25 protein-coding genes and 1 pseudogene are annotated in these 26,324 nt (G+C 70.4%); 18 read left to right on the plus strand and 8 right to left on the minus strand.

Annotation, left to right across the window (positions count from 1 at the left end):
• Window positions 1-30 precede the first annotated feature (30 nt).
• Entirely contained in the window at window positions 31-1,059 is a 1,029-nt protein-coding gene (locus WBG99_RS26500; RefSeq protein WP_338898697.1) for a class I SAM-dependent methyltransferase, read from the plus strand.
• Here the strand turns inward: WBG99_RS26500 and WBG99_RS26505 are convergent.
• Complete coding sequence (locus tag WBG99_RS26505) at window positions 960-2,165, minus strand: bifunctional adenosylcobinamide kinase/adenosylcobinamide-phosphate guanylyltransferase (RefSeq protein ID WP_338898698.1); 1,206 nt, start codon at window positions 2,163-2,165, stop codon at window positions 960-962. The two genes, WBG99_RS26500 and WBG99_RS26505, sit on opposite strands and share 100 nt — an antisense overlap.
• 123 nt (window positions 2,166-2,288) lie before the next feature.
• On the opposite strand from WBG99_RS26505, the gene WBG99_RS26510 reads away from it, so the two are divergent.
• Complete coding sequence (locus WBG99_RS26510) at window positions 2,289-2,492, plus strand: hypothetical protein (RefSeq protein ID WP_338898699.1); 204 nt, start codon at window positions 2,289-2,291, stop codon at window positions 2,490-2,492.
• Between the two features lie 147 nt (window positions 2,493-2,639).
• Here the strand turns inward: WBG99_RS26510 and WBG99_RS26515 are convergent, their stop codons facing one another.
• Window positions 2,640-3,350, minus strand: coding sequence for a methyltransferase domain-containing protein (locus WBG99_RS26515; RefSeq protein ID WP_338900500.1), 711 nt, complete (start codon window positions 3,348-3,350; stop codon window positions 2,640-2,642).
• A gap of 80 nt (window positions 3,351-3,430) precedes the next feature.
• Window positions 3,431-4,060, minus strand: a complete 630-nt coding sequence (locus WBG99_RS26520; RefSeq protein WP_338898700.1) for a DUF3043 domain-containing protein — start codon at window positions 4,058-4,060, stop codon at window positions 3,431-3,433.
• A 332-nt stretch (window positions 4,061-4,392) separates the two neighbouring features.
• Here WBG99_RS26520 and WBG99_RS26525 point away from each other — a divergent pair, with 332 nt between their 5' ends.
• The 4 genes from WBG99_RS26525 (at window position 4,393) to WBG99_RS26540 (ending at window position 7,644) form a co-directional block, all read left to right on the plus strand.
• Entirely contained in the window at window positions 4,393-5,193 is an 801-nt protein-coding gene (locus tag WBG99_RS26525) for a PspA/IM30 family protein (protein WP_338898701.1), read from the plus strand.
• A 52-nt stretch (window positions 5,194-5,245) separates the two neighbouring features.
• Window positions 5,246-5,524, plus strand: coding sequence for a hypothetical protein (locus WBG99_RS26530; protein WP_338898702.1), 279 nt, complete (start codon window positions 5,246-5,248; stop codon window positions 5,522-5,524).
• Between the two features lie 130 nt (window positions 5,525-5,654).
• The gene (locus WBG99_RS26535) at window positions 5,655-6,905 is read left to right on the plus strand and encodes a histidine kinase (RefSeq protein WP_338898703.1); all 1,251 of its coding nucleotides are present in this window, start codon (window positions 5,655-5,657) and stop codon (window positions 6,903-6,905) included.
• Between the two features lie 22 nt (window positions 6,906-6,927).
• Window positions 6,928-7,644, plus strand: a complete 717-nt coding sequence (locus WBG99_RS26540) for a response regulator transcription factor (RefSeq protein WP_338898704.1) — start codon at window positions 6,928-6,930, stop codon at window positions 7,642-7,644.
• 69 nt (window positions 7,645-7,713) lie between these two features.
• Here the strand turns inward: WBG99_RS26540 and nadA are convergent, their stop codons facing one another.
• Window positions 7,714-8,898, minus strand: coding sequence for a quinolinate synthase NadA (gene nadA / locus WBG99_RS26545; protein ID WP_338898705.1), 1,185 nt, complete (start codon window positions 8,896-8,898; stop codon window positions 7,714-7,716).
• A gap of 314 nt (window positions 8,899-9,212) precedes the next feature.
• Between nadA and WBG99_RS26550 the strand changes: the two genes are divergently transcribed.
• The gene (locus WBG99_RS26550) at window positions 9,213-9,569 is read left to right on the plus strand and encodes an iron-sulfur cluster assembly accessory protein (protein ID WP_338898706.1); all 357 of its coding nucleotides are present in this window, start codon (window positions 9,213-9,215) and stop codon (window positions 9,567-9,569) included.
• 160 nt (window positions 9,570-9,729) lie between these two features.
• On the opposite strand, the gene WBG99_RS26555 is transcribed toward WBG99_RS26550, so the two are convergent.
• Together WBG99_RS26555 and WBG99_RS26560 are read right to left on the minus strand one after the other, a co-directional pair.
• Entirely contained in the window at window positions 9,730-11,541 is a 1,812-nt protein-coding gene (locus WBG99_RS26555; RefSeq protein ID WP_338898707.1) for a hypothetical protein, read from the minus strand.
• A gap of 84 nt (window positions 11,542-11,625) precedes the next feature.
• Window positions 11,626-11,835 carry a hypothetical protein gene (locus tag WBG99_RS26560; protein ID WP_338898708.1) on the minus strand — a complete coding sequence of 70 codons (210 nt, stop codon included), beginning with the start codon at window positions 11,833-11,835 and terminating at the stop codon, window positions 11,626-11,628.
• A gap of 135 nt (window positions 11,836-11,970) precedes the next feature.
• Here WBG99_RS26560 and WBG99_RS26565 point away from each other — a divergent pair, with 135 nt between their 5' ends.
• Entirely contained in the window at window positions 11,971-12,945 is a 975-nt protein-coding gene (locus WBG99_RS26565; RefSeq protein WP_338898709.1) for a carbohydrate kinase family protein, read from the plus strand.
• Window positions 12,946-13,017: 72 nt separating this feature from the next.
• Here the strand turns inward: WBG99_RS26565 and WBG99_RS26570 are convergent, their stop codons facing one another.
• Window positions 13,018-14,400: an aminotransferase class V-fold PLP-dependent enzyme gene (locus WBG99_RS26570; RefSeq protein WP_338898710.1), complete on the minus strand. Its 1,383-nt coding sequence runs from the start codon at window positions 14,398-14,400 to the stop codon at window positions 13,018-13,020.
• 583 nt (window positions 14,401-14,983) lie between these two features.
• On the opposite strand from WBG99_RS26570, the gene coxB reads away from it, so the two are divergent.
• From coxB to WBG99_RS26590, 4 genes are all read left to right on the plus strand, one after another.
• Entirely contained in the window at window positions 14,984-15,919 is a 936-nt protein-coding gene (gene coxB, locus WBG99_RS26575) for a cytochrome c oxidase subunit II (protein ID WP_338898711.1), read from the plus strand.
• Complete coding sequence (ctaD, locus tag WBG99_RS26580; protein ID WP_338898712.1) at window positions 15,916-17,655, plus strand: cytochrome c oxidase subunit I; 1,740 nt, start codon at window positions 15,916-15,918, stop codon at window positions 17,653-17,655. The genes coxB and ctaD overlap by 4 nt, the downstream gene beginning before the upstream one ends.
• Window positions 17,652-18,050, plus strand: a complete 399-nt coding sequence (locus WBG99_RS26585; RefSeq protein WP_338898713.1) for a cytochrome c oxidase subunit 4 — start codon at window positions 17,652-17,654, stop codon at window positions 18,048-18,050. Before ctaD ends, WBG99_RS26585 begins: the two co-directional genes overlap by 4 nt.
• A 130-nt stretch (window positions 18,051-18,180) precedes the next feature.
• Window positions 18,181-19,524 (plus strand): Ig-like domain-containing protein, encoded by a 1,344-nt coding sequence (locus tag WBG99_RS26590; RefSeq protein WP_338898714.1) that lies wholly within the window; start codon window positions 18,181-18,183, stop codon window positions 19,522-19,524.
• Between the two features lie 73 nt (window positions 19,525-19,597).
• Here the strand turns inward: WBG99_RS26590 and WBG99_RS26595 are convergent, their stop codons facing one another.
• Entirely contained in the window at window positions 19,598-19,999 is a 402-nt protein-coding gene (locus WBG99_RS26595; RefSeq protein WP_338898715.1) for a hypothetical protein, read from the minus strand.
• Window positions 20,000-20,164: 165 nt separating this feature from the next.
• Here WBG99_RS26595 and WBG99_RS26600 point away from each other — a divergent pair, with 165 nt between their 5' ends.
• The 6 genes and pseudogenes from WBG99_RS26600 to WBG99_RS26625 all read left to right on the plus strand — a co-directional run.
• Complete coding sequence (locus WBG99_RS26600) at window positions 20,165-20,785, plus strand: heme-copper oxidase subunit III (protein WP_338898716.1); 621 nt, start codon at window positions 20,165-20,167, stop codon at window positions 20,783-20,785.
• Between the two features lie 98 nt (window positions 20,786-20,883).
• Window positions 20,884-21,693, plus strand: a complete 810-nt coding sequence (locus tag WBG99_RS26605) for a c-type cytochrome (RefSeq protein WP_338898717.1) — start codon at window positions 20,884-20,886, stop codon at window positions 21,691-21,693.
• A complete protein-coding gene (locus WBG99_RS26610) occupies window positions 21,690-22,754 on the plus strand; it encodes a Rieske 2Fe-2S domain-containing protein (protein ID WP_338898718.1) in 1,065 nt (354 codons plus the stop codon). Before WBG99_RS26605 ends, WBG99_RS26610 begins: the two co-directional genes overlap by 4 nt.
• Window positions 22,751-24,400, plus strand: coding sequence for a ubiquinol-cytochrome c reductase cytochrome b subunit (locus tag WBG99_RS26615; RefSeq protein WP_338898719.1), 1,650 nt, complete (start codon window positions 22,751-22,753; stop codon window positions 24,398-24,400). Before WBG99_RS26610 ends, WBG99_RS26615 begins: the two co-directional genes overlap by 4 nt.
• A 152-nt stretch (window positions 24,401-24,552) precedes the next feature.
• Entirely contained in the window at window positions 24,553-25,617 is a 1,065-nt protein-coding gene (gene trpD, locus WBG99_RS26620; protein ID WP_338898720.1) for an anthranilate phosphoribosyltransferase, read from the plus strand.
• 60 nt (window positions 25,618-25,677) lie between these two features.
• A pseudogene (locus tag WBG99_RS26625) lies at window positions 25,678-26,279 on the plus strand (aminotransferase class V-fold PLP-dependent enzyme); the annotation flags it as partial.
• Window positions 26,280-26,324: the final 45 nt, after the last annotated feature.

The raw sequence follows: 26,324 nt of genomic DNA on the forward strand, positions 1-26,324 counted from the left end.
GATACGTCCCTCCCTGTCGCAGGAGCCGCCATGTCCCCCACCCCACGGCCGGACCCCGGCCGACTCGCCCGAGGCGTCGATCCGTTCCATGCGCCGCGCCGAGACGACTGCCCGTGGTGCGGCTCGCGGGAACTGCGCACGCGGGTGCGTGGGCCGGAGGGCGAGCGGCGCACGCCGGGCACCTTCGTGGTAGACGAGTGCCGGGACTGCTCCCACGCCTTCCAGAACCCCCGGCCCACGGCGGACGGACTGCTGCTCCGCCACCACCGGCACCCCGCCGATGATCACATCCGCTCCAACCTCGCCGGACGACTGCGCCGCCGGCACCACCGGGCCGCCGCCCGCGCGATGCTGCCGTACCCCGAACCGGAGAGCTGGCTCGACGCCGGCACCGGCCACGGCTACTTCCCGGAGGCCGCGCGCGAGATCCACCCGTACACGGCCTTCGACGGCCTCGACCCCACCCCGCGCGTCGAACGGGCGCGGGTGGCCGGGCGCGTCGAGGAGGCGCACCAGGGGCTGCTCACCGACCCGGAGATCGCGGTACGGCTGCGCGCCCGTTACGACGTGGTCAGCATGTTCCACCACCTGGAACACACCGCCGACCCCCGCGAGGAACTCCGCGCCGCCCGCACCGTCCTGCGCCCCGGCGGCCACCTTCTCGTCGAAGTCCCGGACCCGGTCCGCCCGTTCGGCACGCTGGCCCTCAGAGGCCGCTTGCCCTGGAAGTCCTGCGACCGCCCGTGTCCCCTCCACCTGATGCCCCTGCGCAACCTGCTCGCCGAACTGGAGTCACTGGGCTACGAAGTGCTGACCGCCCGTGCCCGCGCCCCCTCCCGCCCCGCGCACACCGGATCATCGCGCGCTACCCGGCACAACCAGCCGCCCCCGCAGTCCCTCCGGCCGCCCCATCGGCCCCCACAGCCCCTCCGGCCCCTGCGGAGCCCCCGCGTGACGCCTCAGCCCCGTAGAGCCAGCGCCTGCCCGGCCACCACCAGGAGCACGTGCTCGCACTCCGCCGCGAACGCCGCGTTCAGGCGCCCGAGTTCGTCGCGGTAGCGGCGGCCGGAGGCGGTGGCCGGCACGATGCCGGAACCCACCTCGTTGGAGACGGTGACCAGGGTGCGGCGCGTGTGCCGTACGGCGTCGGTCAGCTCGGTGACACGCGCCCGGAGCGCGCGCTCCCCGCCCCCGGCCCACTCGGCGTCGTCCCACGCCCCCACCGCGTCCATGGCATCCGTCAGCCACAGCGACAGACAGTCGACGAGCAGCGGAGCCCCGTCGTCCTCCTTCAGCAGCGGTACGAGGTCGCAGGTCTCGACCGTGCGCCAGGAGCCGGGCCGCCGCTCCCGGTGGGCGGCGACCCGCGCGGCCCACTCCCCGTCCCCGCCCCGCGTCCCGCCCGTCGCCACGTACAGCACGTTGGGGAACGCCTCCAGCCGCCGTTCGGCCTCCACCGACTTCCCGGACCGCGCCCCGCCGAGCACGAGGGTGCGGCGCGGCACATCGGGCACGTCCTCGTAGACGCCCACCGTCAGCGTCGTCCCGTCCGGCACGGCGCGCGCGCCCGCCGCCGCGAGCCGGCGCGGCAACTCGCCTCCCGGCGGCACGTCGTGGTCGAGGTGCACGGCGACGACATCGGTCGTCGGCCCGACGGCTGCCACCGCTCGCAGCCGCGCCAGGGCGTCAGGCCGCCCCAGCACATCGGCGAGCACCATGTCGTACGGCTCCGCCGACTGCTCCTCCAGCCCGGCGGGCGCACCTCCCGGCGGCAGGTACAGCAGTCGCTGCCCGCCCGGCCCGGTCACCGCGTACCCGGTCCCCGGCGCGTCCAGCGCCTGTGCCAGCACCCGGTGCCCGGTCAGCAGCGCCAGCTCCCGCCCGTCCGGCACCCGCACCGGCTGCGGCAGCCCCGCCGGCACCTCCACGGCGGGCCCGTCGTGCGGATGCGACAGCAGCACCTGCCGCACACCGGCCAGCGACTGCCCGGCGCGCGCAGCCGCCAGTGCGGCGCCCGGAGTGAGGTCGAGCAGCAACGTGCCGTCCACGAGCAGCGCGGTCGCCCCGCGCGCGGCAGGGCCGTGCGCGGTCGCACACGCCGCGCACGGACAGTCGGGGCGGGGTAGTCCCGCGGGGGCGCCGGTACCGAGCAGAGTCAATTCCACAGACCCGATTTTCCCGTATTCCCGTCGGCACCCGCAGGTCTTGCTCGTCCGACTAGGCTCAGGGTGAACCGGATCTTGCTCGGTGCCGTGTGCGGTGCCGGGCCGGTACCTACGGAGGCGCACATGACGGCATGGACATGGCGGTTCGAGAAGGCCGACGGGACGGAGGTCCAGCCCGCGGTCCAGCCCGAGGAGTTCACGACCCAGGGGGATGCCGAGTCGTGGATCGGGGAGAACTGGAAGGCGCTCCTCGAAGGCGGCGCCGACCAGGTACGGCTCTTCGAGGACACGACGGAGATCTACGGGCCGATGAGCCTGAACGCGTAGCGCTCCGAGGCGGGGCGGGGCCGGCCCGGGACTCCGCCCCCGATCCCCGCGGGAGAGCCCGGGAGGGCGGGGTGCGTGGGCGGGTGCGGATACGTGGGGAACAGCGCGAACGGGGTCCGGGGCAAAGCCCCGAGGGGTGCGGAAAGGTCAGCCCCGTACTCCGCACAGGTGCAGCAACGCCGCCACCCGCCGATAGGGATCCGTCCGCCCCGCCCGCTCCTCCGCCGCGAGCAACGCGTCCAGCCCCTGCCCGTCGGGCACCCCCGCGTCGTCCGCCGCCAGGTCCGTGAAGACCCGCACCCCGTACCACGCGTGCAGCGGCGCCCCGATCCCCGCGAGCGTGCCCGTCAGGGCCCTCAGCCGGTCGGCCCGCACGTCGAGCCCCAGCCGGTTCCGGTACGCGGTGGTGTCGAAGGCGTCCAGCGCCCCCGCCCAGTCCCCGGCCAGCCCCGCCCGCATGGCCAGCGCGTCGCCGTTCCGCACGAGCAGGGAGAGCAGACCGCCGGGTGCCAGCATCCGGGCCAGCCCCGCCAGCAGGGCGTCCGGTTCCTCGACGTACATCAGCACGCCATGGCAGAGGACCACGTCGAAGCTGCCCGGCAGGAAGTGGACACCGGTGTCCCGGCCGTCGCCCTCGACGATCCGCACCCGGCCCTGGATGCCCTCGGGCTCCGCGGTGAGAGCCAGGCGGGCCACGGCGATCAGCTTCGGCTCCCGTTCGATCCCGGTCACCGCGTGTCCGGCCCGCGCGAGCCGCAGCGCCTGAGTGCCCTGCCCCATGCCCACGTCGAGAACCCGGAGCCGCTGCCCGACCGGGAAACGCCCGACTATCTGTTCGTCCACCTGGCGGGAGACCAGCTCCTGCCGTACGACCTCCCGCAGGGTGCCCAGCCGGTTCAGCCAGGCCTCCGCGGCGCCCCCGGAGAACGTGGTCGTGCTCAGGGCCGCTCTCCGCGCTTGACCTGCGGCTTCGGCAGCCGGAGGCGACGCATCTGGAGTGTGCGCATCAGGGCGTAGGCCACGGCGCCCTTCTTGTTCTGCTCGGGGAAGCGCGCGTTCAGCTGCTTCTTCAGACGGAACCCGAGACTGATCGAGTCGACCACGATCAGGATGATCACGAAGAGCCACAGCAGCAGCGCGACATTCTGCAGCGCCGCCACCTGCACCAGGCTGAGGACGAGGATGAGCACGGCCAGCGGCAGGAAGAACTCGGCGATGTGGAAGCGCGAGTCCACGTAGTCGCGGGCGAACTTGCGCACCGGGCCCTTGTCCCGCGCGGGCAGATAGCGCTCGTCGCCGGTCGCCAGCGCCTGGCGCTGCTTCTCGAGCACGGCGCGGCGCTCGTCGCGGGAGCGCTTGGAGGCCGCCTTGCGCGTCGTCGGCGTGTTGGCCACGCTGCGACGCTGGGACTGGGCCTCACTCCGCTTGGGAGTGGGCCGCCCCTTGGGGGCCTGCGGGTCACGGGTCTGCCTGGAGTCGGTCACCGGCGCCTTGTCGGCGGCCGGGTCCTTCTCGTTCTTGGCGCGGCTACGGAACACAAAACCCAAGGGTACGGGGTGCCGGGGCATGGACCCCAGCCGAGTGGGGAACGATCCGGCAACACCCGGCGTCCGTGCCGGGGACAGAGCCGGGGCGAAAGTGGACAGGGAGACCCGAAAAGTCGGAAAAGGGGGAGCGCGGTGGCCGTTTCTCCGCAGGCGGCTGAGGTTTTCCGGGGCGCGACCTGTACGCGGACCCGGGAGGCACCTACTCCCTACGCCGGAGCGGCGCCGTCCACAGTCGTCCTTGGGGATGAGCGCATCCGTCGCCGAACAGTGCGGTAATGGATGCAGGGCCCGTACTGTGGGTTCTGTCGCAGAACTGTGAGCTGGAGTCCGTCAGAAGGGGGCGCGCGAAGCCCATGAGCGGTGTCATGAAGCGTATGGGGATGATCTTCCGCGCGAAGGCGAACAAGGCCCTTGACCGGGCCGAGGACCCGCGCGAGACCCTCGATTACTCGTACCAGAAACAGCTGGAGCTGCTCCAGAAGGTGCGCCGAGGCGTGGCCGACGTGGCCACGTCCCGCAAGCGCCTGGAGCTCCAGCTCAACCAGCTCCAGTCCCAGTCGTCGAAGCTGGAGGACCAGGGCCGCAAGGCGCTCGCGCTCGGCCGCGAGGACCTGGCGCGCGAGGCGCTCTCGCGCCGTGCCGCCCTCCAGCAGCAGGTGACGGACCTGGAGACACAGCACTCCACACTCCAGGGCGAGGAGGAGAAGCTCACCCTCGCCGCCCAACGCCTGCAGGCCAAGGTCGACGCCTTCCGTACGAAGAAGGAGACGATCAAGGCCACCTACACCGCCGCCCAGGCCCAGACCCGGATCGGGGAGGCCTTCTCCGGCATCTCCGAGGAGATGGGCGACGTCGGCCTCGCGATCCAGCGCGCCGAGGACAAGACGGCGCAGCTCCAGGCCCGCGCCGGTGCCATCGACGAGCTCCTCGCCTCCGGCGCCCTCGACGACCAGTCCGGCACGCACAAGGACGAGATCCAGGCCGAGCTGGACCGCCTCTCCGGCGGTACGGACGTCGAGCTGGAGCTCCAGCGCATGAAGGCGGAGCTGGCGGGCGGTTCGTCCGCGCAGCAGGCCATCGAGGGCGGCCCGGGCCAGTCGGCCCAGCAGCAGCAGTCCCAGCAGCAGGACACCCCCCGCTTCGACAAGCAGTAGACCTGTGCCATCGGGCACTCGACATCCGGATCCCATGCCTGAGGAGGGCGACATGATCGTACGGATCATGGGGGAGGGGCAGGTGAGGCTGGACGACGTCCACCTCACCGAGTTGAACAAGCTGGACGACGTACTCCTGGCGGAAATGGAGGTCGGCGACGGCCCGGGCTTCCGCCACACCCTCCACGCCCTCCTGGACAAGGTCCGGGAACTGGGCACCCCCCTCCCCGACGACGCCCTGGAGCCGTCGGAGCTGATCCTCCCGGCGCCGGACGCGACGCTGGAAGAGGTCAGGGAGATGCTGAGCGACGACGGCCTGATCCCCAGCTGACGAAGAGTCCAGCGGAGGTCCGCGGGCACAGCGCCTGGCGGGAGCGGGACGGAGCCCCGGGTCCGCGCCGGCCCCGGGTACCGCAGCCACCGGTTCCGCCGGCTGCGGGGACCCCGTACGGTAATCAGTCGTGAGCACCTTCCAGCGCGCGAGGTCCTGGCTGACGGCGCACCCCATGGCGCTGGACGGGGCCCTCGCGCTCGGCGTCCTCGTCTGCATGCTGGCCGGCTCGTTCATCGACCCGCACGCCGAGCATCCCGGTGAGAAGTGGGGCACGCGCACCCCCGACGCCACGAGCGTCACGCTCATGGTGCTCGCCGCCGCGACCCTGGTGGCCCGCCGCCGCGCCCCCATGGCCGTACTGGCGGCCACCTGCGCCCTCACCCTCACCGAACTCGCCACCGGCGACCCGCGCGCCCCCGTCGCGATGTCCGCCGTCGTCGCCCTCTACACGGTCGCCTCCACCACCGACCGCCCCACCACCTGGCGCGTCGGCCTGCTCACGATGACGGGCCTGACCGGCACGGCCATGCTCGCCGGCCCCCTGCCCTGGTACGACCAGGAGAACCTCGGCATCTTCGCCTGGACCGGCATGGCCGCCACGGCCGGGGACGCGGTCCGCAGCCGCCGGGCCTTCGTGGCGGCCATAAGGGAACGCGCGGAACGGGCGGAGCGCACCCGCGAGGAGGAGGCCCGTCGCCGGGTCGCCGAGGAACGCCTCCGGATCGCCCGTGACCTGCACGACGTCGTCGCCCACCACATCGCCCTGGTCAACGTCCAGGCCGGAGTCGCCGCCCACGTCATGGACAAGCGGCCCGACCAGGCCAAGGAGGCCCTCGCCCACGTCCGCGAGGCCAGCCGCTCCGCCCTCAACGAACTGCGTGCCACGGTCGGGCTGCTCCGCCAGTCCGGCGACCCCGAGGCCCCCACCGAACCCGCCCCCGGGCTGGTACGGCTCGACGAACTCGTCGGCACCTTCCACAGCGCGGGCCTCGTCGTCGAGGTGGCCCGCGCCGACCAGGGCGTGGCCCTCCCGGCCGCCGTCGACCTCGCCGCGTACCGCGTCATCCAGGAAGCCCTCACCAATGTGCGCAAGCACGCGGGCCAGGAGGCGAAGGCCGAGGTCAGCGTCGTACACGTCGGCCCCAACGTGGAGATCACCGTCCTCGACGACGGCACCGGACACGGTGGACCGGACGGGGGCGGGCCAGAGGACGTGGCTGACGGCGGGGGCCATGGCCTCCTCGGCATGCGTGAGCGTGTCGTCGCCCTGGGCGGCACCCTCACCACCGGTCCCCGTTACGGCCGCGGCTTCCGCGTCCATGCGATCCTGCCGCTCAAGACCCGTACGACCGCCACCGAGGAAGCCGTACGACCGTGACCAGCGCCCCGGGGGACCCCGTATGACCATCCGTGTCGTGCTCGCCGACGACCAGACTCTGCTGCGCAGCGCCTTCCGGGTGCTCGTCGACTCGGAGCCGGACATGGAGGTCGTGGGAGAGGCCTCGGACGGGGCGGAGGCGGTGAAGCTCGCGAAGCGGGAGCGGGCCGACGTGGTGCTGATGGACATCCGGATGCCGGGCACGGACGGGCTGGCCGCCACCCGTATGATCAGCGCCGATCCGACGCTCGCCCATGTCCGGGTCGTCATCCTCACCACCTTCGAGGTCGACGACTACGTGGTGCGGTCGCTGCGCGCCGGTGCCTCCGGCTTCCTCGGCAAGGGCTCCGAGCCGGACGAACTGCTGAGCGCGATCAGGGTGGCCGCCGGCGGTGAGGCGCTGCTGTCGCCCGCCGCGACCAAGGGCCTGATCGCCCGTTTCCTCGCCCAGCCGGACGGCTCGGCCGACGGCGGCGGCGCCCGCACCGAGCGGCTGGGCACGCTGACCGGCCGTGAGCGCGAAGTGCTCGTGCACGTCGCCGGGGGCCTCTCCAACGACGAGATCGCCGAGCGTCTGGAGGTCAGTCCGCTCACCGTGAAGACCCACGTCAACCGGGCCATGGCGAAGCTCGGCGCCCGCGACCGGGCCCAACTGGTGGTGTTCGCGTACGAGTCGGGGCTGGTACGTCCACGGGTGGACCGAGCACCCCACCCCGGGCGGACGTCCGACTCGGGGTGAACGGCGGGGCGGGCCGGTCACTCGACCGGCCACGCCGCCGGAGCGTTACGGCCCGGCCACGCCAGGGCGTTACGGCAGCGCCAGCATCCGCTCCAGCGCCAGCTTCGCGAACGCCTCCGTCTCCTTGTCGACCTCGATGCGGTTGACGAGTTTGCCCTCGGCCAGGGACTCCAGGGCCCAGACCAGATGGGGGAGGTCGATGCGGTTCATGGTGGAGCAGAAGCAGACCGTGCGGTCGAGGAAGACGATCTCCTTGCCCTCGGGCGCGAAACGGTTCGCCAGCCGCCGGACGAGGTTCAGCTCGGTGCCGATGGCCCACTTGGAGCCGGCCGGGGCCGCCTCCAGGGCCTTGATGATGTACTCGGTCGACCCGACGTGGTCCGCCGCCGCCACGACCTCGTGCTTGCATTCGGGGTGGACGAGGACGTTCACCCCCGGGATCCGCTCCCGTACGTCGTTCACGGACTGCAGGCTGAAGCGGCCGTGGACGGAGCAGTGCCCCCGCCACAGGATCATCTTCGCGGCCCGCAGCTCCTCGGCGGTGAGGCCGCCGCCCGGCTTGTGCGGGTTGTAGACGACACAGTCGTCCAGCGACATCCCCATGTCCCGCACGGCGGTGTTGCGCCCCAGGTGCTGGTCCGGCAGGAACAGGACCTTCTCACCCTGCTCGAAGGCCCAGTCCAGGGCCCGCTTCGCGTTCGACGAGGTGCAGATCGTGCCGCCGTGCTTGCCGGTGAAGGCCTTGATGTCGGCGGAGGAGTTCATGTACGAGACGGGCACGACCTGCTCGGCCACGCCGGCCTCGGTCAGCACGTCCCAGCACTCGGCGACCTGCTCGGCGGTGGCCATGTCGGCCATGGAGCACCCGGCGGCGAGGTCCGGCAGCACGACCTTCTGGTCGTCACCGGTCAGGATGTCCGCCGACTCGGCCATGAAGTGCACACCGCAGAACACGATGTACTCGGCCTCGGGCCGCGCGGCCGCGTCCCGGGCCAGCTTGAAGGAGTCGCCCGTGACGTCCGCGAACTGGATGACCTCGTCGCGCTGGTAGTGGTGGCCGAGCACGAAGACCTTGTCCCCGAGCTTCTCCTTGGCCGCGCGGGCGCGCTCCACCAGGCCGGGGTCGGACGGGGAGGGCAGGTCGCCCGGGCACTCGACACCGCGCTCGCTCCTCGGGTCGGCCTCGCGGCCGAGCAGCAGCAGGGCGAGGGGCGTCGGCTGTACGTCGAGCTCCTGGGTCTGGGCGGTGGTCACGACACGCACCCTTTCTGTTCTGCGGCATCGCCGCCCGGGGGAGGGGCGGCGGGGCATTCGGGTTTCCTTTTCGTCGAATTGACGCTATCTATCATAACCGCTTCACGTCACTTTGACGATGCCCATAGCGTCGATGTGACATGAATCCCGGCGTGCGGTTGTCCACGGCGCTCTGCGGTCCGTGCCCGCCGCACGGGCCATGTGCGAGCATGAAGACAGACGCGTAGGAAATCCGCGCGGCCCGGAATGAATCCGGGGCTCCGGCGGTTGCACTCGTCGGCAAGCAGTCTCCGTACAACCCGGGAGAGATGTAGATGTCCGTATCGGACGAGACCAGCACCGTCACCGACGGCATCATCCTGACCGACGCCGCGGCGGGCAAGGTCAAGGCGCTGCTCGACCAGGAAGGCCGTGACGATCTGGCGCTGCGCGTCGCCGTCCAGCCCGGCGGCTGCTCCGGCCTGCGTTACCAGCTCTTCTTCGACGAGCGCGCGCTCGACGGTGACGTGGTGAAGGACTTCGACGGCGTGAAGGTCACCACCGACCGCATGAGCGCCCCGTACCTGGGCGGCGCCACCATCGACTTCGTCGACACCATCGAGAAGCAGGGCTTCACCATCGACAACCCGAACGCGACGGGCTCCTGCGCCTGCGGCGACTCCTTCAGCTAGGACTGTCGGGGTCACCGGGCGCGTGGTGGCACCACGCGTAGGTGCGAAGGCGACGTCCCCCTCAGGGGGACGTCGCCTTCGCACCTACGCGTGACCGAGGTGGGTGCGTGAGAGCCTGTCGGGCGCCAGACCGGAGGTCACCCGACAGGCGCTGAGCCGTCTACCGCGGTCGCAGCTCCGCGATCCCGCCCTCCGGGATCGCCCCACCGTCCGATCCGACCACCTTCCGGTCGCCCAGCGGCTCGTCCAGCGGCACCGTCCGCTCCACCGCCTCGGCGATCAGGACACAGACCTTGCCCTCCCAGGGGGTGGCGGTCACGCTGACGGTCACCCTGCCCGACTCCTCGCTCGCGGAGACCGCGTAGTCGCTGCACACCCCACCCCAGAAGGTCACGGTCAGTTCGTCGCCGTCGACCGTGTAGCCCTGGACCGGCACATCGTGCGAGGACGGGCCGGTGGGCTTCTCGGTCGGCTCCGACCGGGGCCCGGGGGCGGCCAGATACGTCGGGTCGATCGCCGGATGCGTCACCGTGAAGGTCTCCTCGGCCCCCGTCGGCCGCACCTCGAACAGCCAGGACGGCACCAGCGCCGGCCGGCCGTCCACCTGGTGCGAGGCGAGCCCGAACACCGCGCTCTCGACGGCGACCGCCTCCGGCTTCGGCAGCGTGGTCACCCGCTCGCACGGCGTCTCGTCCGCCCCGACCGTCCCGCGCTCGCCGGCCGTCCCGTTCTCGCCCTCCAGCGGTACGGGCCCGGTGCAGCCGCCGATGCCGCCGCGCGCCGTGCCGGCACCCTGACCGGAGCCGTTCATCAGCTTCAGCGCCCGCTCCGCGTCGACGACGGGGTACGTGTCGCTCTTCACCGGCGTCTTCACGTTTCCAGTGCCGCCGAGCACCTGGCCGTCGGCGCCGATCTGGATGCCGGTCGACCAGCCGTACGTGGGCAGCCCGCCGACCTCGGGATCGGCGTTCACCACCCGCGTGGCGCCCATGAGCTGGGTCGCGTCCAGCTTGGCGTCGTCCTGGCCGACGGCCTTGAGCACCGGGGCCGCCGCCTTCCTGGCCGCGGCCTCGCTCACCGGGTCGCCGCCCTCGGCCGTAGCGCCGGGGGTGCAGACGTCGACCTTCTGGCAGTCGTCCGTGCCGGGCGTGGACCGGCTGAACGTCCATGCCCCCGGCGACTGCTTGCCGACCCGGAGAACCGGTCCCGCACCGTCCCCGGTGTTCCCCACCCGCCAGACCTGATCCTCGGCCGTGGGCTTGCCCGCCACCCCGAGCGCCTTGGCGAGCCGGGCCACCTCGGCGGCCGTCACCTCGCCCTCGACCGGGTACACCGGAGCGGAGCCGGGGCCCTCGGGCAGGTCGCCGTCCGCGCGGTAGGTCACGCCATGGGGGTTCGGCTCACCGGGAGCGATGCCGTTCGAACCGCCCTCGGTGTGGCCGTCGAGCGCGAGCGGCGGGGGAGTGCCGTCACCGCCGGGTGAGCTGGAGCCCCCGTCGGCCGGGCCGGGCCCACCGGAGGCGGTCGTGGCGAGGAGTGCCCCGCCACCCCCGACCAACAGCACCGCGGCGGCCACCGAAGCGACGGCGGCCCGGGCACGACGACGAGGCCTCTCGGTACCGCCGACCTCCACGACATGGCGGTCATCGCCGCTGACACCGTCGTCGTCACCGGCTGGGGCGCGCTCATCCGTGTCGGCCGCATCGGCGACCCGCGCCTCTGCGTCACCTTCGGCATCGGCCCGCGCACCCTGGTCCGTCTCGGAGTCCGCGCCGCCGTCCGCGCCGCCGTCCGCGCCGCCGTCCGCGCCGCCGTCCGCGCCGCCGTCCGCGTCACCGCCCGTGGCCGCCGCGGCCTCGTCGGCCGCATCGGTCTCAGTGACGTCATCCCCGCCAGCCCTGATCTCCTCGGCGGCGTCGGGCTCGGGGCCCGCGTCCCGGTTCTCTGGGTTGTCGGGTCGCTCGGAGTTCACCGCATCGCTCCTTCGGCTGGTCGTACACCGCATCCCCTGGACGGGGGACAGCGATGGGACGCGGCAGGGGAGCCGACGGTTCCCTCAGTCGCCGTAGTCGGACATCGCGTCGACCATGCGCGCGGAGGTCGTCGGCACCGTCACCCCGTGGATGAGCGAAGGAGACACCGGAGCCGTAATGACCTTTGTGGGGGCCGCCCAGTGCGGAGCCATCCGGGCGCAGTCGCCACGCAGCGCCGCGAGGCCGCCGTCCGGGTCGAACGGGACGGTGCCGTGGATCTTGGGGTTCGTCATGACGGCACCGTACGCACGGTGAACCCCGCGAATAAAGACCTACTATCGGGTAGTTTTGCCTGCTTCAGGGCCGGTGGACGAGCCGGTAGCGTGAACTGTCAATCCCCTCTCCCTTCGCAGGAGTGTGTCCTCGCCGTGCGTATCGCAGTCTCCGGCTCCATCGCCACCGACCATCTGATGACCTTCCCGGGCCGCTTCGCGGACCAACTCGTCGCGGACCAGTTGCACACGGTCTCCCTCTCCTTCCTCGTCGACCAGCTCGACGTACGCCGGGGCGGTGTCGGCGCGAACATCGCGTTCGGCATGGGACAGCTCGGAACGCGGCCGATCCTGGTCGGTGCGGCGGGATCGGACTTCGGCGAGTACCGCGCGTGGCTCGACCGGCACGGTGTGGACACCGCCTCCGTGCGCATCTCCGAGACCCTGCACACGGCCCGCTTCGTCTGCACCACGGACGCCGACCACAACCAGATCGGCTCCTTCTACACCGGTGCGATGAGCGAGGCCCGCCTCATCGAGCTGAAGACCGTCGCCGACCGCGTCGACGGCCTCGACCTCGTCCTGATCGGCGCCGACGACCCCGAGGCGATGCTCCGCCACACCGAGGAGTGCCGTTCGCGGGGCATCGCCTTCGCCGCCGACTTCTCCCAGCAGATCGCCCGCATGGACGGCGACGAGATCCGGATCCTGCTGGACGGCGCGACGTACCTCTTCTCCAACGCGTACGAGAAGGGCCTCATCGAGTCGAAGACCGGCTGGTCCGACGCGGAGATCCTCGCCAGGGTCGGCCACCGGGTGACCACCCTCGGCGCGCGGGGCGTCCGTATCGAGCGGGACGGCCACGACCCGATCGAGGTCGGCTGCCCCGAGGAGGAGCGCAAGGCCGACCCCACGGGTGTCGGCGACGCGTTCCGCGCCGGGTTCCTGTCCGGGCTCACGTGGGGGGTCTCGCTGGAGCGGGCGGCGCAGGTGGGCTGCATGCTCGCCACGCTGGTCATCGAGACGGTGGGAACACAGGAGTACCGGCTGCGCCGGGCGCACTTCATGGAGCGGTTCACCAAGGCGTACGGCCACGCCGCCGCTGAGGAGGTACGGGCCCACCTCGGCTGAGGCCGGCCTCGGCGACAGCCGTACATCGGCACGGCCCCGCGCCCCTCAGCGGAAAGGGGCGCGGGCGTCCCCTCAGCCCAGCCTTCGCACCACGTACGCCGAACCGCGTTCCGCCGGTTCCTCGCCCACGTACTCCTGGCCCCGCATCTCGCACCACGCCGGGATGTCCAGGCGGGCGGCCTCGTCGTCGGACAGGACGCGGACCGTGCCGCCCGTCGGGACGTCGCCGATGACCTTGGCCAGCTCGACGACGGGGATCGGGCACCGCCTGCCGAGGGCGTCCACGACGAGGGCGTCGTCCTCGACGGCGGACACCTCGGCGGAGGGCGGCGCCCCCAGCTTCTCCCGTACGGCCGCGACCGCCCCCGGCAGCACCGCCAGGAACCGCTCCACGTCCTGCTCCGGTGTCCCCGGCGGCAGCGACACCCGGACGTTGCCCTCGCTGAGCACGCCCATGGCCCGCAGCACATGGCTGGGCGTCAACGTGCTGCTCGTGCAGGAAGACCCGGAGGAGACGGAGAAGCCCTCGCGGTCCAGCTCGTGCAGCAACGTCTCTCCGTCGACATAGAGACAGGAGAAGGTGACCATCCCCGGCAGCCGGCGCTCCGGGTCGCCCACCACCTCCACATCGGGCACCAGCGACGGCACCCGCGCGCGGACACGGTCCGTCAACTCCCGCAGCCGCACGGCCTCGGCGTCCGCCTCCGCCCGCACGGCCCGCAGTGAGGCGGAGGCCGCCACGATCGCGGGGATGTTCTCGAATCCGGGGGAGTGCCCCGACTCCCGCTCGTCGGCGGGCCCTTGCGCGGCGAACCGCACACCCTTCCGTACGACGAGCAGGCCGACTCCGGACGGACCGCCCCATTTATGGGCACTTCCGGTCAGCACCGACCAGTCCCCGCCCACTCGCCCCCACCCCAGCGACTGAGCCGCGTCCACCAGCAGTGGCACCCCGGCCGCCCGGCACACCGCCGCCACCTCGGCCACCGGCTGCTCCGTCCCCACCTCGTGGTTGGCGGACTGCAGACAGGCCAGCGCGGTGTCGTCCCGCAGGGCCTCGGCGTACGAGGACGCCGACACCGATCCGGTACGGCTCACCGCCGCCCGGGTGACCGTTCCACCGCCGGCCTCGTGCGTCTCCGCCGCGTGCAGCACCGAAGAGTGTTCGACGGCCGACACGATCAGGTGGTCCCCGACGCGCCGCCGCCCCGCCAGCACCCCCGCGATCCCGGAGTGCACCGCCCGCGTCCCGGACGACGTGAACACCAACTCGTCGGCCCGGCACCCCACGGTCTCGGCGGCGGCCTCCCGGGCGGCGTCCAGCAGCAACCGCGCCCGCCGCCCCTCCCGGTAGAGCCGGGCGGGATCGGCCCACCCCTCGTCCAGCGAAGCCAGCAACGCCTGCCGGGCAACGGGATGAAGGGGAGCGGAGGAAGCAGCGTCGAAGTAGGCCACAGGGCAACGCTAAGGGGTCCTTGCGCTGTGAGCGCCGGATGAGGTCGCGTGGTCTGGTGCCGTGCGTCGCAAGGCGCCGGAGAGCCCTCGATGGGGCCCCTCCCGCGCGAGCGAAGTCGAGCGTGGGGGAGGAACTGCCGGGGCTTCTCGGCAACGCGGCGAGATGCGGTGCCAGGCCGCTCGACCCGGGCGCTCACAGTGCAAGGACCTCTGAAGCCTGAGTTCGGAACAGACAGGGGCGCGGGGCTGTCACGTGCGGCTCCGCCGTGTGGGCGCGAACAACCGCAACGCGCGCGCACTCGCCAAACCACCCCAACCCCGGGCTATCAGGCGCACCCGGAACCGCCGAGCAGCCGCCGCGAATGCCCCCCGGCGAGTTGGCACCCCCTCCCGCGCGACCCCAAAACGCGTCCAGTAGGGTTTGGTCCGCATAAACATCCAAACCCCTGCCCGTCGCAGGGCGGCGACCGACCAGCGAGGAGGCCGCAGCCTTACCGCGCGGGCGAGACTCTCGGGAAGGCGCTACGTGAGTCCCAACGGCTCCGACCTCCCCCGCTGCCTAAAGGGCGCGGGTGGTACCCCCATGCCGCGGCGCCCGATGCGGCGGAAGCTGCTGCAGGCACTGACTGCGGGCCTGGTCCTGGCGACCGCCACCGGTTGCACATACAAGGACTTCCCCCGCCTTGGTATGCCCACCCCGACCACGGAAGAGGCTCCGCGGATCCTCTCCCTGTGGCAGGGCTCGTGGGCCGCCGCGCTCGCCACGGGCGTACTGGTCTGGGGCCTGATCCTGTGGAGTGCCTTCTTCCACCGGCGTAGCCGCACCAAGGTCGAAGTTCCCCCGCAGACCCGGTACAACATGCCCATCGAGGCGCTGTACACGGTTGTCCCGCTGATCATCGTCTCGGTGCTCTTCTACTTCACCGCCCGCGACGAGTCGAAGCTCCTCGACATGTCGAAGAAGCCCGACCTCACGGTCAACGTGGTCGGCTTCCAGTGGAGCTGGTGCTTCAACTACATCGAGAACGTCGAAGGCTCCTCCGGCGACGCGACCACCGACGAGAACCTGGCCGCGATCCCGGACCGGTACAAGAAGGACTTCCCGGCGAACGCCGGCGGTGTCTACACCTGCGGCATTCCCGGTGACGAGAACCCGCAGACCGGCAACCCCGGCCCGACCCTCTGGCTCCCCGAGGGCAAGACGGTCCGCTTCGTCCTCACCTCGCGTGACGTCATCCACTCCTTCTGGGTGGTGCCGTTCCTGATGAAGCAGGACGTCATCCCGGGCCACACCAACGCCTTCCAGGTGACCCCCAACCAGGAGGGCACCTTCCTGGGCAAGTGCGCCGAACTGTGCGGCGTGGACCACTCTCGGATGCTCTTCAACGTGAAGGTCGTCTCTCCCGAGCGCTACGAGCAGCACCTCAAGGAGCTCGCGGAGCAGGGTCAGACCGGTTACGTCCCGGCCGGCATTGAGCAGACGAGCCACGAGAAGAACCGGGAGACGAACCAACTGTGAGCATCCTCAACGAACCTCAGGGTGCCGATGCAGCGGGGTCCTACTACGAGGACGAGCTGCCGGTCAAGCGCCAGCGGCGTGGTGAGGTCGTCGTCAAGTGGCTGACGACCACTGACCACAAGACGATCGGCACGCTGTACCTGGTCACGTCGTTCGCGTTCTTCTGCATCGGCGGCGTGATGGCGCTCTTCATGCGCGCCGAGCTCGCCCGCCCGGGTACGCAGCTGATGTCGAACGAGCAGTTCAACCAGGCGTTCACGATGCACGGCACGATCATGCTGCTGATGTTCGCGACGCCGCTGTTCGCCGGTTTCGCCAACTGGATCATGCCGCTGCAGATCGGCGCGCCCGACGTGGCGTTCCCGCGGCTGAACATGTTCGCCTACTGGCTGTACCTCTTCGGCTCGCTGATCGCGGTGGGCGGCTTCCTCACCCCGCAGGGCGCGGCCGACTTCGGCTGGTTCGCCTACAGCCCGCTGTCCGACGCGGTCCGCAGCCCGGGTGTCGGCGCCGACATGTGGATCATGGGTCTGGCCTTCTCCGGCTTCGGCACCATCCTCGGCTCGGTCAACTTCATCACCACGATCATCTGCATGCGCGCGCCCGGCATGACCATGTTCCGCATGCCGATCTTCACCTGGAACGTGCTGCTGACCGGTGTCCTGGTCCTGCTCGCCTTCCCGGTCCTCGCCGCCGCGCTGTTCGCCCTGGAGGCGGACCGCAAGTTCGGTGCCCACATCTTCGACGCGGCCAACGGCGGCGCCTTGCTCTGGCAACACCTCTTCTGGTTCTTCGGACACCCAGAGGTGTACATCATCGCCCTGCCGTTCTTCGGCATCATCTCCGAGGTCATCCCGGTCTTCTCCCGTAAGCCGATGTTCGGCTACATGGGTCTGATCGGCGCGACGATCGCGATCGCCGGCCTGTCCGTGACGGTGTGGGCGCACCACATGTACGTCACCGGTGGCGTGCTCCTGCCGTTCTTCTCCTTCATGACGTTCCTCATCGCCGTACCGACCGGTGTGAAGTTCTTCAACTGGATCGGAACGATGTGGAAGGGCTCGCTGTCCTTCGAGACGCCGATGCTCTGGGCGACCGGCTTCCTGATCACCTTCACCTTCGGTGGTCTGACCGGTGTCATCCTGGCCTCGCCGCCGATGGACTTCCACGTCTCGGACTCGTACTTCGTGGTGGCGCACTTCCACTACGTGGTGTTCGGCACCGTGGTGTTCGCGATGTTCTCCGGCTTCCACTTCTGGTGGCCGAAGATGACGGGCAAGATGCTCGACGAGCGACTCGGCAAGATCACCTTCTGGACGCTGTTCATCGGCTTCCACGGCACGTTCCTCGTCCAGCACTGGCTGGGCGCCGAGGGCATGCCGCGCCGGTACGCGGACTACCTCGCGGCCGACGGCTTCACCGCGCTGAACACGGTCTCCACGATCGCCTCGTTCGTGCTCGGTCTGTCGATCCTGCCGTTCATGTACAACGTCTGGAAGACGGCCAAGTACGGCAAGCCCGTCGGCGTCGACGACCCGTGGGGCTACGGCCGCTCGCTGGAGTGGGCGACCTCCTGCCCGCCGCCTCGGCACAACTTCCTCACCCTGCCGCGGATCCGCAGTGAGTCCCCGGCGTTCGACCTGCACCACCCGGAGATCACGGCGCTCGAACAGCTCGCCCAAGGCGGCCCCGCCGCCGAGAAGCTCGCGGTCAGCGGCAAGGAGGCCGGCAAGTGAAGATCCAGGGCCAGATGTTCATCTGGCTGAGCCTCTTCGTCCTCGCCATGGCGATCGTCTATGGCGCGTGGTCGAAGGAGCCGGCCGGTACCACGGCGCTCTTCCTGGCCTTCGGCCTGTGCATCATGGTCGGCTACTACCTGGCCTTCACGGCCCGGCGGGTCGACGTGGGCGCGCAGGACGACAAGGAGGCCGACGTCGCGGACGACGCCGGTGAGCTGGGCTTCTTCAGCCCGCACAGCTGGCAGCCCCTCGCCCTCGGCGTGGGCGGCGCGCTCGCCTTCATGGGCGTCGTCTTCGGCTGGTGGCTGCTGTACTTCTCGACCCCGATCATCCTGCTCGGTCTGTGGGGCTGGGTCTTCGAGTACTACCGCGGCGAAAACCAGAACCAGTAGCACGCGCCCAGCGCACGGAAGCCCGGACACTCCGACAGGAGGTCCGGGCTTCCCTCTTTTGCCACGCCGGAAGTAGCCCATTCGGGTCACCCGGCGCGCCGCGCTTGACGGGCGTTCCTACGTTGAACCCATGAGCACTACAGAATCTTCCAGGGGCGTCATAGCCGGTGTCGAGAGCCCGAGCGTGCTCGACCCTCCGGGCGGCCTCCGCGCGCTCAGCCTCTCGACGCCGGCGCGCCCGTGCCGCCACCGCACGATCGTCAGCAGCACCCTGCTGGTGGTCTCCCTGGGGGCGGGCGTCACCGCCTGCGGTTCCGGCGGCCACCCGCTCTCGGCCAAGCCGTACGACGCGGCCGACCAGATCTCCTTCAGCGCCCCGACCGGCGACGGCGAGAAGGCCGACCCGGACAAGCCGCTGGAGGTCACCGCCGCCGACGGACGTATCACCGACGTCACGGCCGTGGACGCCACAGGACGGTATGTGGCGGGCGAACTCTCCGCCGACGGCGCCCGCTGGCACTCCACCTCACCGCTCGCCGCCAACGCCCGCTACACGGTCCGGGTGAGCACCGAGAACAAGGACGGCGCCCCCGGCCGGGAGACCCTCGCCTTCGACACCGGCCGCCCCCTCACCAAGAAGCGCCTGAACGTCACCTTCGGCCCCGAGGCGGGCGAGTACGGCGTCGGCCAGCCCGTCACCGCCACCCTGAGCGTCCCCGTCGAGGACAAGGCCGCCCGGGCCGTCGTCGAGCGGGCCCTGAAGGTCGACTCCACGCCCGCCGTGGAGGGTGCCTGGCACTGGGTGGACGACAAGGAACTCCACTACCGGCCCAAGGAGTACTGGCCCGCGAACGCCACCCTTCAGGTGCACAGCAACCTGGAGGGCATCAAGATCGGCGACCGGCTCCGGGGCGGCAAGGCCAAGCCGGTGGAACTCACCACCGGCGACAAGATCGTCGCCGTCACCGACGCCGCCGCCCACCAGATGACCGTCTACAGGAACGACAAGGTCATCAGGCAGATCCCGGTCACCACGGGCATGCCCGGCTACGAAACCCGCAACGGCGTCAAGGTCGTTCTGGCCAAGGAAGGCACCGTTCGCATGACCAGCGCCAGCATAGGTGCCGCGGACTTCTACGACCTGATCGTCCACAACTCCGTCAGGGTCACCCACAGCGGTGAGTACCTCCACGCCGCCCCCTGGTCCACCGGCTCCCAGGGATACGCCAACGTCAGCCACGGCTGCACCGGCATGAGCACCGGCAACGCCCAGTGGTTCTACGACACCATCAACGAGGGAGACATCGTGCAGGTCGTCAACTCGGCCGGCGACACCATGGCCCCCTTCGGCAACGGCTTCGGTGACTGGAACCTCGACTGGAAGAAATGGCGCGAGGGCAGCGCGCTGGTGGGCGGCACGAAGGAAGCACCCCGCCCGGAGGTCCAGGCACGACTGCGGCCGGAATCGGTCTGAGGGCCGGTTACGAACCGGCCCCGGACGCCCCGCACGCCGGGCACCCCGAGGTTACTGGGGCGTGTTGCGGACCCTAGGCGCTCAGTGCCCGCTTCTTGCGGAGCAACGAGGCGAGCGCCGAAGCGAACTCCACCGGCTCCACCGGCAGCGTCACCGCTCCGTCAGCCCGGCTCCACGTGGCCAGCCACGCGTCCTGCGGTCGCCCGATCAGCACCAGCGCCGGCGGACAGGCGAAGATCTCGTCCTTGATCTGCCGGCACACTCCCATGCCCCCCATGGGCACGGCCTCACCGTCCAGCACACAGACATCGATCCCGCCCTGGTCCAACTCCTTGATCACGGCGGCAGGGGTGGCGCACTCGACGAACTCCACGGCGGGAACGTCCGGAGCGGGCCGGCGCCCGGTGGCGAGCCGCACCTGCTCCCGGGTGTTGGAGTCGTCGCTGTAGACCAGCACCGTGGCGGTCGGCTGCATTGTTCCTCCGTTACGCAGAAGATCAGACGTCGTGCGGACAACAAGACGGACAGGGCCCGATGCGCGGATGCTACTCCCTTGAACACCACGTCAGCACCGGTACGGAACGGACCAACACTCCGAACGGCACCCCCCGGAGTGAGGGCGGGATAAGCGACCGACATAATGTCGGTCGTGGCGACAGCAACGACAGTAGATACCGGGCACGCGCACCCGTCGGTCAACCGGCCGAACCTCACCAGCGTCGGAACCATCATCTGGCTGAGTTCCGAGCTGATGTTCTTCGCGGCCCTCTTCGCGATGTACTTCACCCTGCGATCGGTGACCGGTCCGGAGTTCTGGTCGGAGAAGGCCGACACCCTGAACTTCCCGTTCGCGGCGACCAACACCACGATCCTGGTGCTCTCCTCCCTCACCTGTCAGCTCGGCGTGTTCGCCGCCGAGCGCGGGGACGTGAAGAAGCTCCGGATGTGGTTCATCGTCACGTTCGTGATGGGTGCGATCTTCATCGGCGGTCAGGTCTTCGAGTACACCGAGCTGGTCAAGCACGAGGGCCTGTCGCTCTCGTCCGACCCGTACGGCTCGGTCTTCTACCTGACCACCGGCTTCCACGGCCTGCACGTGACGGGCGGTCTCATCGCCTTCCTGCTGGTCCTCGGGCGCACCTACGCGGCCAAGAGGTTCACCCATGAGCAGGCGACCGCGGCCATCGTCGTGTCCTATTACTGGCACTTCGTCGATGTCGTCTGGATCGGCCTCTTCGCCACGATCTACATGATCAAGTAACCGGGGCGGCCGAGCCGGGCGGACCGTATACCTGCCTCGCACCGAGAACGACCCTTCCAGAAGCACCGACGCAGAAGATCCTGACACCGGGGTAATCCGTGAAAAAGCTCTCCGCACGACGACGCCATCCGCTGGCGGCGGTCGTCGTCCTACTCATCGCGCTGGCGGCCTGCGCGGGGCTGTACACCGCCTTCGCGCCCGCGGAGCGGGCCGTGGCCGATGAGACCGCTCAGACCCTCACCATCGAGGAGGGCAAGAAGCTCTACGCCGTCGGCTGCGCAAGCTGCCACGGCACCGGCGGTCAGGGCACCACCGACGGGCCGAGCCTCGTGGGTGTGGGCGCGGCAGCCGTCGACTTCCAGGTCGGCACCGGCCGTATGCCCGCCCAGCAGCCGGGCGCGCAGGTCCCGCGCAAGAAGGTCATCTACTCGCAGGCCGAGATCGACCAGCTCGCGGCGTACATCGCCTCGCTGGGCGCCGGCCCGGAGATCCCGACCGAGAACGCGTACAACCCCGAGGGCGCGGACATCGCCGAGGGCGGCGAACTGTTCAGGACCAACTGCGCTCAGTGCCACAACTTCACCGGCAAGGGCGGTGCGCTGTCCGAGGGCAAGTACGCGCCGGGCCTTGAGGGTGTCTCCCACAAGCACATCTACGAGGCCATGCAGACGGGCCCGCAGAACATGCCGTCCTTCCCCGACACCACGCTGTCGGAGGAGAACAAGAAGGACATCATCGCGTACCTCGAAGCGGTCAACAGCGACGACACCGTGGAGCCCGGCGGCCTCGGCCTCGGCGGACTCGGTCCGGTCAGCGAGGGCCTGTTCGCCTGGGTCTTCGGCCTCGGCTCGCTCATCGCCGTCGCCGTGTGGGTCGCCGCTCGGACCGCAAAGGCCAAGAAGTCATGAGTAGCCAAGAGATTTCAGAAGAGAACCTGCCCGCTGGGCAGTCCACCGACGCAGCACATGGCGCGGTGAAGGTCGCGGACGAGGAGCACCCCTTCGCGGACCCCGGCCTCCCGCCCCACGAGCACCGGATCCAGGACATCGACGAGCAGGCCGCCAAGCGGTCCGAGCGCACGGTCGCCCTGCTGTTCACGGTGTCGATGCTGTCCACGATCGCGTTCATCGCCTCGTACGTGGCGATCCCCGTCGACAAGGCCGTCTACATCTGGCCGATCGGGCACCTCAGCGCGCTGAACTTCGCACTGGGGACCACCCTCGGTCTGGCCCTGTTCTGCATCGGCGCGGGCGCGGTCCACTGGGCCCGCACGCTGATGTCGGACGTGGAGCTCGCCGACGAGCGGCACCCGGTCGAGGCGACCCCCGAGGTCAAGGCCAAGGTGCTGGCCGACTTCCAGCAGGGCGCCAAGGAGTCCGCGCTCGGCCGTCGCAAGCTGATCCGCAACACGATGTTCGGCGCGCTGGCCCTGTTCCCGCTCTCCGGTGTCGTCCTGCTCCGTGACCTCGGTCCGCTGCCCGGCACCAAGCTGCGCCACACCTCCTGGGCCAGGGGCAAGAAGCTCGTCAACATGAACACCAACGAGCCGCTGCGTCCCGCGGACGTCCTGGTCGGGTCGCTGACCTTCGCCATGCCGGAGGGCCTGGACGAGCACGACCACGACTTCCTGAAGGACATCGCCAAGGACGCCCTGATGATCATCCGGCTGGAGCCGAAGGACATCAAGGACAGGCGCGAGCTGGAGTGGTCGTACGAGGGCATCGTCGCGTACTCGAAGATCTGCACCCATGTCGGTTGCCCGATCTCCCTGTACGAGCAGCAGACGCATCACGCGCTCTGCCCCTGCCATCAGTCCACCTTCGACCTCGCCGACGGCGGCCGGGTCATCTTCGGCCCCGCGGGTCACGCTCTGCCGCAGCTGAGGATCACCGTCGGAGAAGACGGCTACCTCGAAGCGGTGAGCGACTTCGAAGAGCCCGTCGGTCCTGCCTTCTGGGAGCGCGGATGAGTACTACGAGGAACACCGCCACCGCCACCGCCTCGCGTTCGCGCGGGAAGGCGCCGGCCGGCGAGCGGGTCGCCGACTGGGCCGACGGCCGGCTCGGGATCTACTCCCTGGCCAAGGCCAACATGCGCAAGATCTTCCCCGACCACTGGTCGTTCATGCTGGGTGAGGTCGCGCTCTACAGCTTCCTCATCATCATCCTCACGGGTGTGTACCTGACGCTGTTCTTCCACCCGTCGATGAACGAGGTGGAGTACGACGGCTCGTACGTTCCGCTGCAGGGTCAGCTGATGTCCGAAGCGTTCAACTCGACCATGCACATCTCGTTCGAGGTGCGCGGTGGTCTGCTGATCCGGCAGATCCACCACTGGGCGGCGCTGATCTTCCTCGCGGCCATGTTCGTGCACATGATGCGCGTGTTCTTCACGGGTGCGTTCCGCAAGCCCCGTGAGGTCAACTGGCTGTTCGGCTTCCTGCTGTTCGTCCTCGGCATGTTCACCGGCTTCACCGGTTACTCGCTCCCGGACGACCTGCTCTCCGGCACCGGTGTCCGCTTCATGCAGGGCGCGGTCCTGTCCGTGCCGATCGTCGGCACGTACCTGTCGTTCTTCCTCTTCGGCGGCGAGTTCCCGGGCGGCGACTTCGTGGCCCGGTTCTACTCGGTCCACATCCTGCTGCTGCCGGGCATCATGCTCGGCCTCGTGGTGGCGCACCTGATCCTGGTCTTCTACCACAAGCACACGCAGTTCGCGGGCCCCGGAAAGACGAACAACAACGTCGTCGGCATGCCGCTGATGCCGGTCTACATGGCCAAGGCCGGGGGCTTCTTCTTCCTGGTCTTCGGTGTCATCGCGATCATCTCGGCCATCGCCACGATCAACCCGATCTGGAACATCGGCCCGTACCGCCCGGACCAGGTGTCCACCGGCGCCCAGCCGGACTGGTACATGGGCTTCTCCGAGGGCCTGATCCGTGTCATGCCGGGCTGGGAGATCAACTTCTGGGGCCACACGCTCGTCCTGGGCGTGTTCATCCCGCTGATGATCTTCCCGCTGGTCCTGGTCGCGATCGCGGTCTACCCGTTCATCGAGTCCTGGGTCACCGGCGACAAGCGCGAGCACCACATCCTGGACCGTCCGCGCAACGCCCCGACCCGTACGGCCTTCGGTGTCGCGTGGATCACCTGGTACATGGTCCTGCTGATCGGTGGTGGAAACGACCTCTGGGCGACCCACTTCCACCTGTCGATCAACGCCATCACCTGGTTCGTCCGGATCGCGTTCTTCGTGGGCCCGGTCCTCGCGTTCGTCGTCACCAAGCGCATCTGCCTCGGCCTGCAGCGCCGGGACAAGGAGAAGGTCCTGCACGGTCGCGAGACCGGCATCATCAAGCGCCTGCCGCACGGTGAGTTCATCGAGGTCCACGAGCCGCTCAGCCAGGAGCAGCTGCACATGCTCACGGCCCACGAGCAGTACGAGCCGGCCGAGATCGGTCCCGCGGTCGACGAGAACGGTGTCGCCCGGAAGACCACGCGCCGCGAGAAGCTCCGCGCCAAGCTGAGCAAGGGCTACTACGGCGAGGACAACCAGATCGCCAAGCCGACCGTCGAGGAGTACAAGGAGATCACGAGCGGCCACGGCCACCACTGATCGCTTCGCTTCGCCACACCACGGTCGAAGGGCCCCCGTCCGATCTTCGGACGGGGGCCCTTCGTCGTGCTCTGACCTGGATAGGGTGGGAGCACATCACTGAACACACGGTTCGCGAGGCATGTCCCGCGCCACGACATCCAGGAGCGGCTATGAGCGCTGTGCCCCCCGCTGGAGGCGACACCGCGGCGGGCCGTTCCTGGCCCGCGGTGTTGAACGCGCTGCTGTCCGGGCACGACCAGGACGCCGGTGCCACGTTCTGGGCGATGGACCAGATCATGCGGGGCGAGGCGACGGACGCGCAGATCGCCGGGTTCGTGGTGGCGCTGCGAGCCAAGGGCGAGACCGTCGAGGAGATCACCGGACTGGTGCGGGCGTTGTACGAGCACGCCCATGTGATCGACGTGTCGGGGAAGACCGTCGACATCGTCGGTACGGGCGGGGACGGCGCCAAGACGGTCAACATCTCCACGATGTCGTCGATCGTCGTCGCCGGTACGGGCGCGAAGGTCGTCAAGCACGGCAACCGGGCCGCGTCGTCGGCGTCCGGCGCGTCCGATGTGCTGGAGAGGCTGGGCGTCAATCTGGAGCTGACGCCGAAGCGGGTGGCCGAGGTCGCCGAGGAGGCCGGGATCACCTTCTGCTTCGCGGTGAAGTTCCACCCGGCGCTGCGTCATGTGGCCGCCGCGCGCGGGCAGTTGGGCATCCGGACCGTCTTCAACGCGCTGGGGCCGCTGGCCAACCCGGCGAAGGTCAGGGCCCAGGCGGTGGGGGTCGCCGACCCGCGTATGGCGCCCATCATGGCCGGTGTCTTCGCCGAGCGCGGCAACTCGTCGCTGGTCTTCCGGGGCGACGACGGCCTCGACGAACTGACGACCACGGCCACGTCACGGGTGTGGGTCGTGCGGAACGGCAAGGTGACCGAGGAGGCCTTCGACCCGCGCGACGTGGGGCTGGAGATGGTGCCGGTGGAGGCGCTGCGGGGAGCCGACGCCTCTTTCAACGCGGATGTCGCGCGACGGCTGCTGGGCGGGGAGACCGGCCCGGTCCGGGATGCGGTGCTGCTGAACTCGGCGGCGGCGCTGGTGGCCCTCGGGCCGACGTCCGGCTCCCTGGCGGAGCAGTTGCGCGCGGGGATGGAGCGGGCGGCCGAGTCGATCGACTCGGGGGCGGCGCGGAGGGTTCTCGAGCGGTGGGTCGCGGCGACCAACACGTAGCGCCCGGCCGCCCCAGGCCCGCGCCCCGGCTTTTCGGGGGCGCGGGGAACCGCGCGAGCCACCGACTCACTCAACCTCCTCGCCGCCGCGCTGCCCGCCGACTGCCAGGTCTTCGTCTTCGAGACGGAGCACCACGCCTCGCTCCTGCCGTGGGCGGAGGCGCGGGTGACGTACCTGGACGCGCCCCGGACGCCGCGGGAGGCCGTGGCCACGCTGGAGACCGCTCTCGCAGGCCGCGACCCGCACGGGCCGGCGCTGGTACGCGTCACCGGGGCCTCCAATGTCACCGGGGAGATCTGGCCGGTGCGTGAGCTGGCCGCCGCCGCGCACGCGCACGGTGCCCGGATCGTGCTGGACGCGGCCCAGCTCGCCCCCACCACCCGCTTTCCGTACGGGAGCCGGACGTGGACTGGGTCGCCTTCTCGGGGCACAAGCTGTACGCGCCCTTCGGCTCCGGAATGCTCGCAGGGCGCGCCGACTGGCTGCGTGCGGCGGACCCGTACCTCGCGGGGGGCGGCGCCTCCCGCAAGGTGAGCCGGCGCGCGGACGGGGGAGTGGACGTCGAGTGGCACGAGACCGCCGCCCGGCACGAGGCCGGCTCGCCCAACATCATCGGCGCCTACTCCACCGCCTCCGCCTGCAAGGCCCTCACCGAGGCCGGGGTGCGGGGCGCGGGTGTCGCGCGAGACGGATCCTCGGCGGACCGG

Source organism: Streptomyces sp. TG1A-60 (assembly GCF_037201975.1).
Classification (GTDB): domain Bacteria; phylum Actinomycetota; class Actinomycetes; order Streptomycetales; family Streptomycetaceae; genus Streptomyces.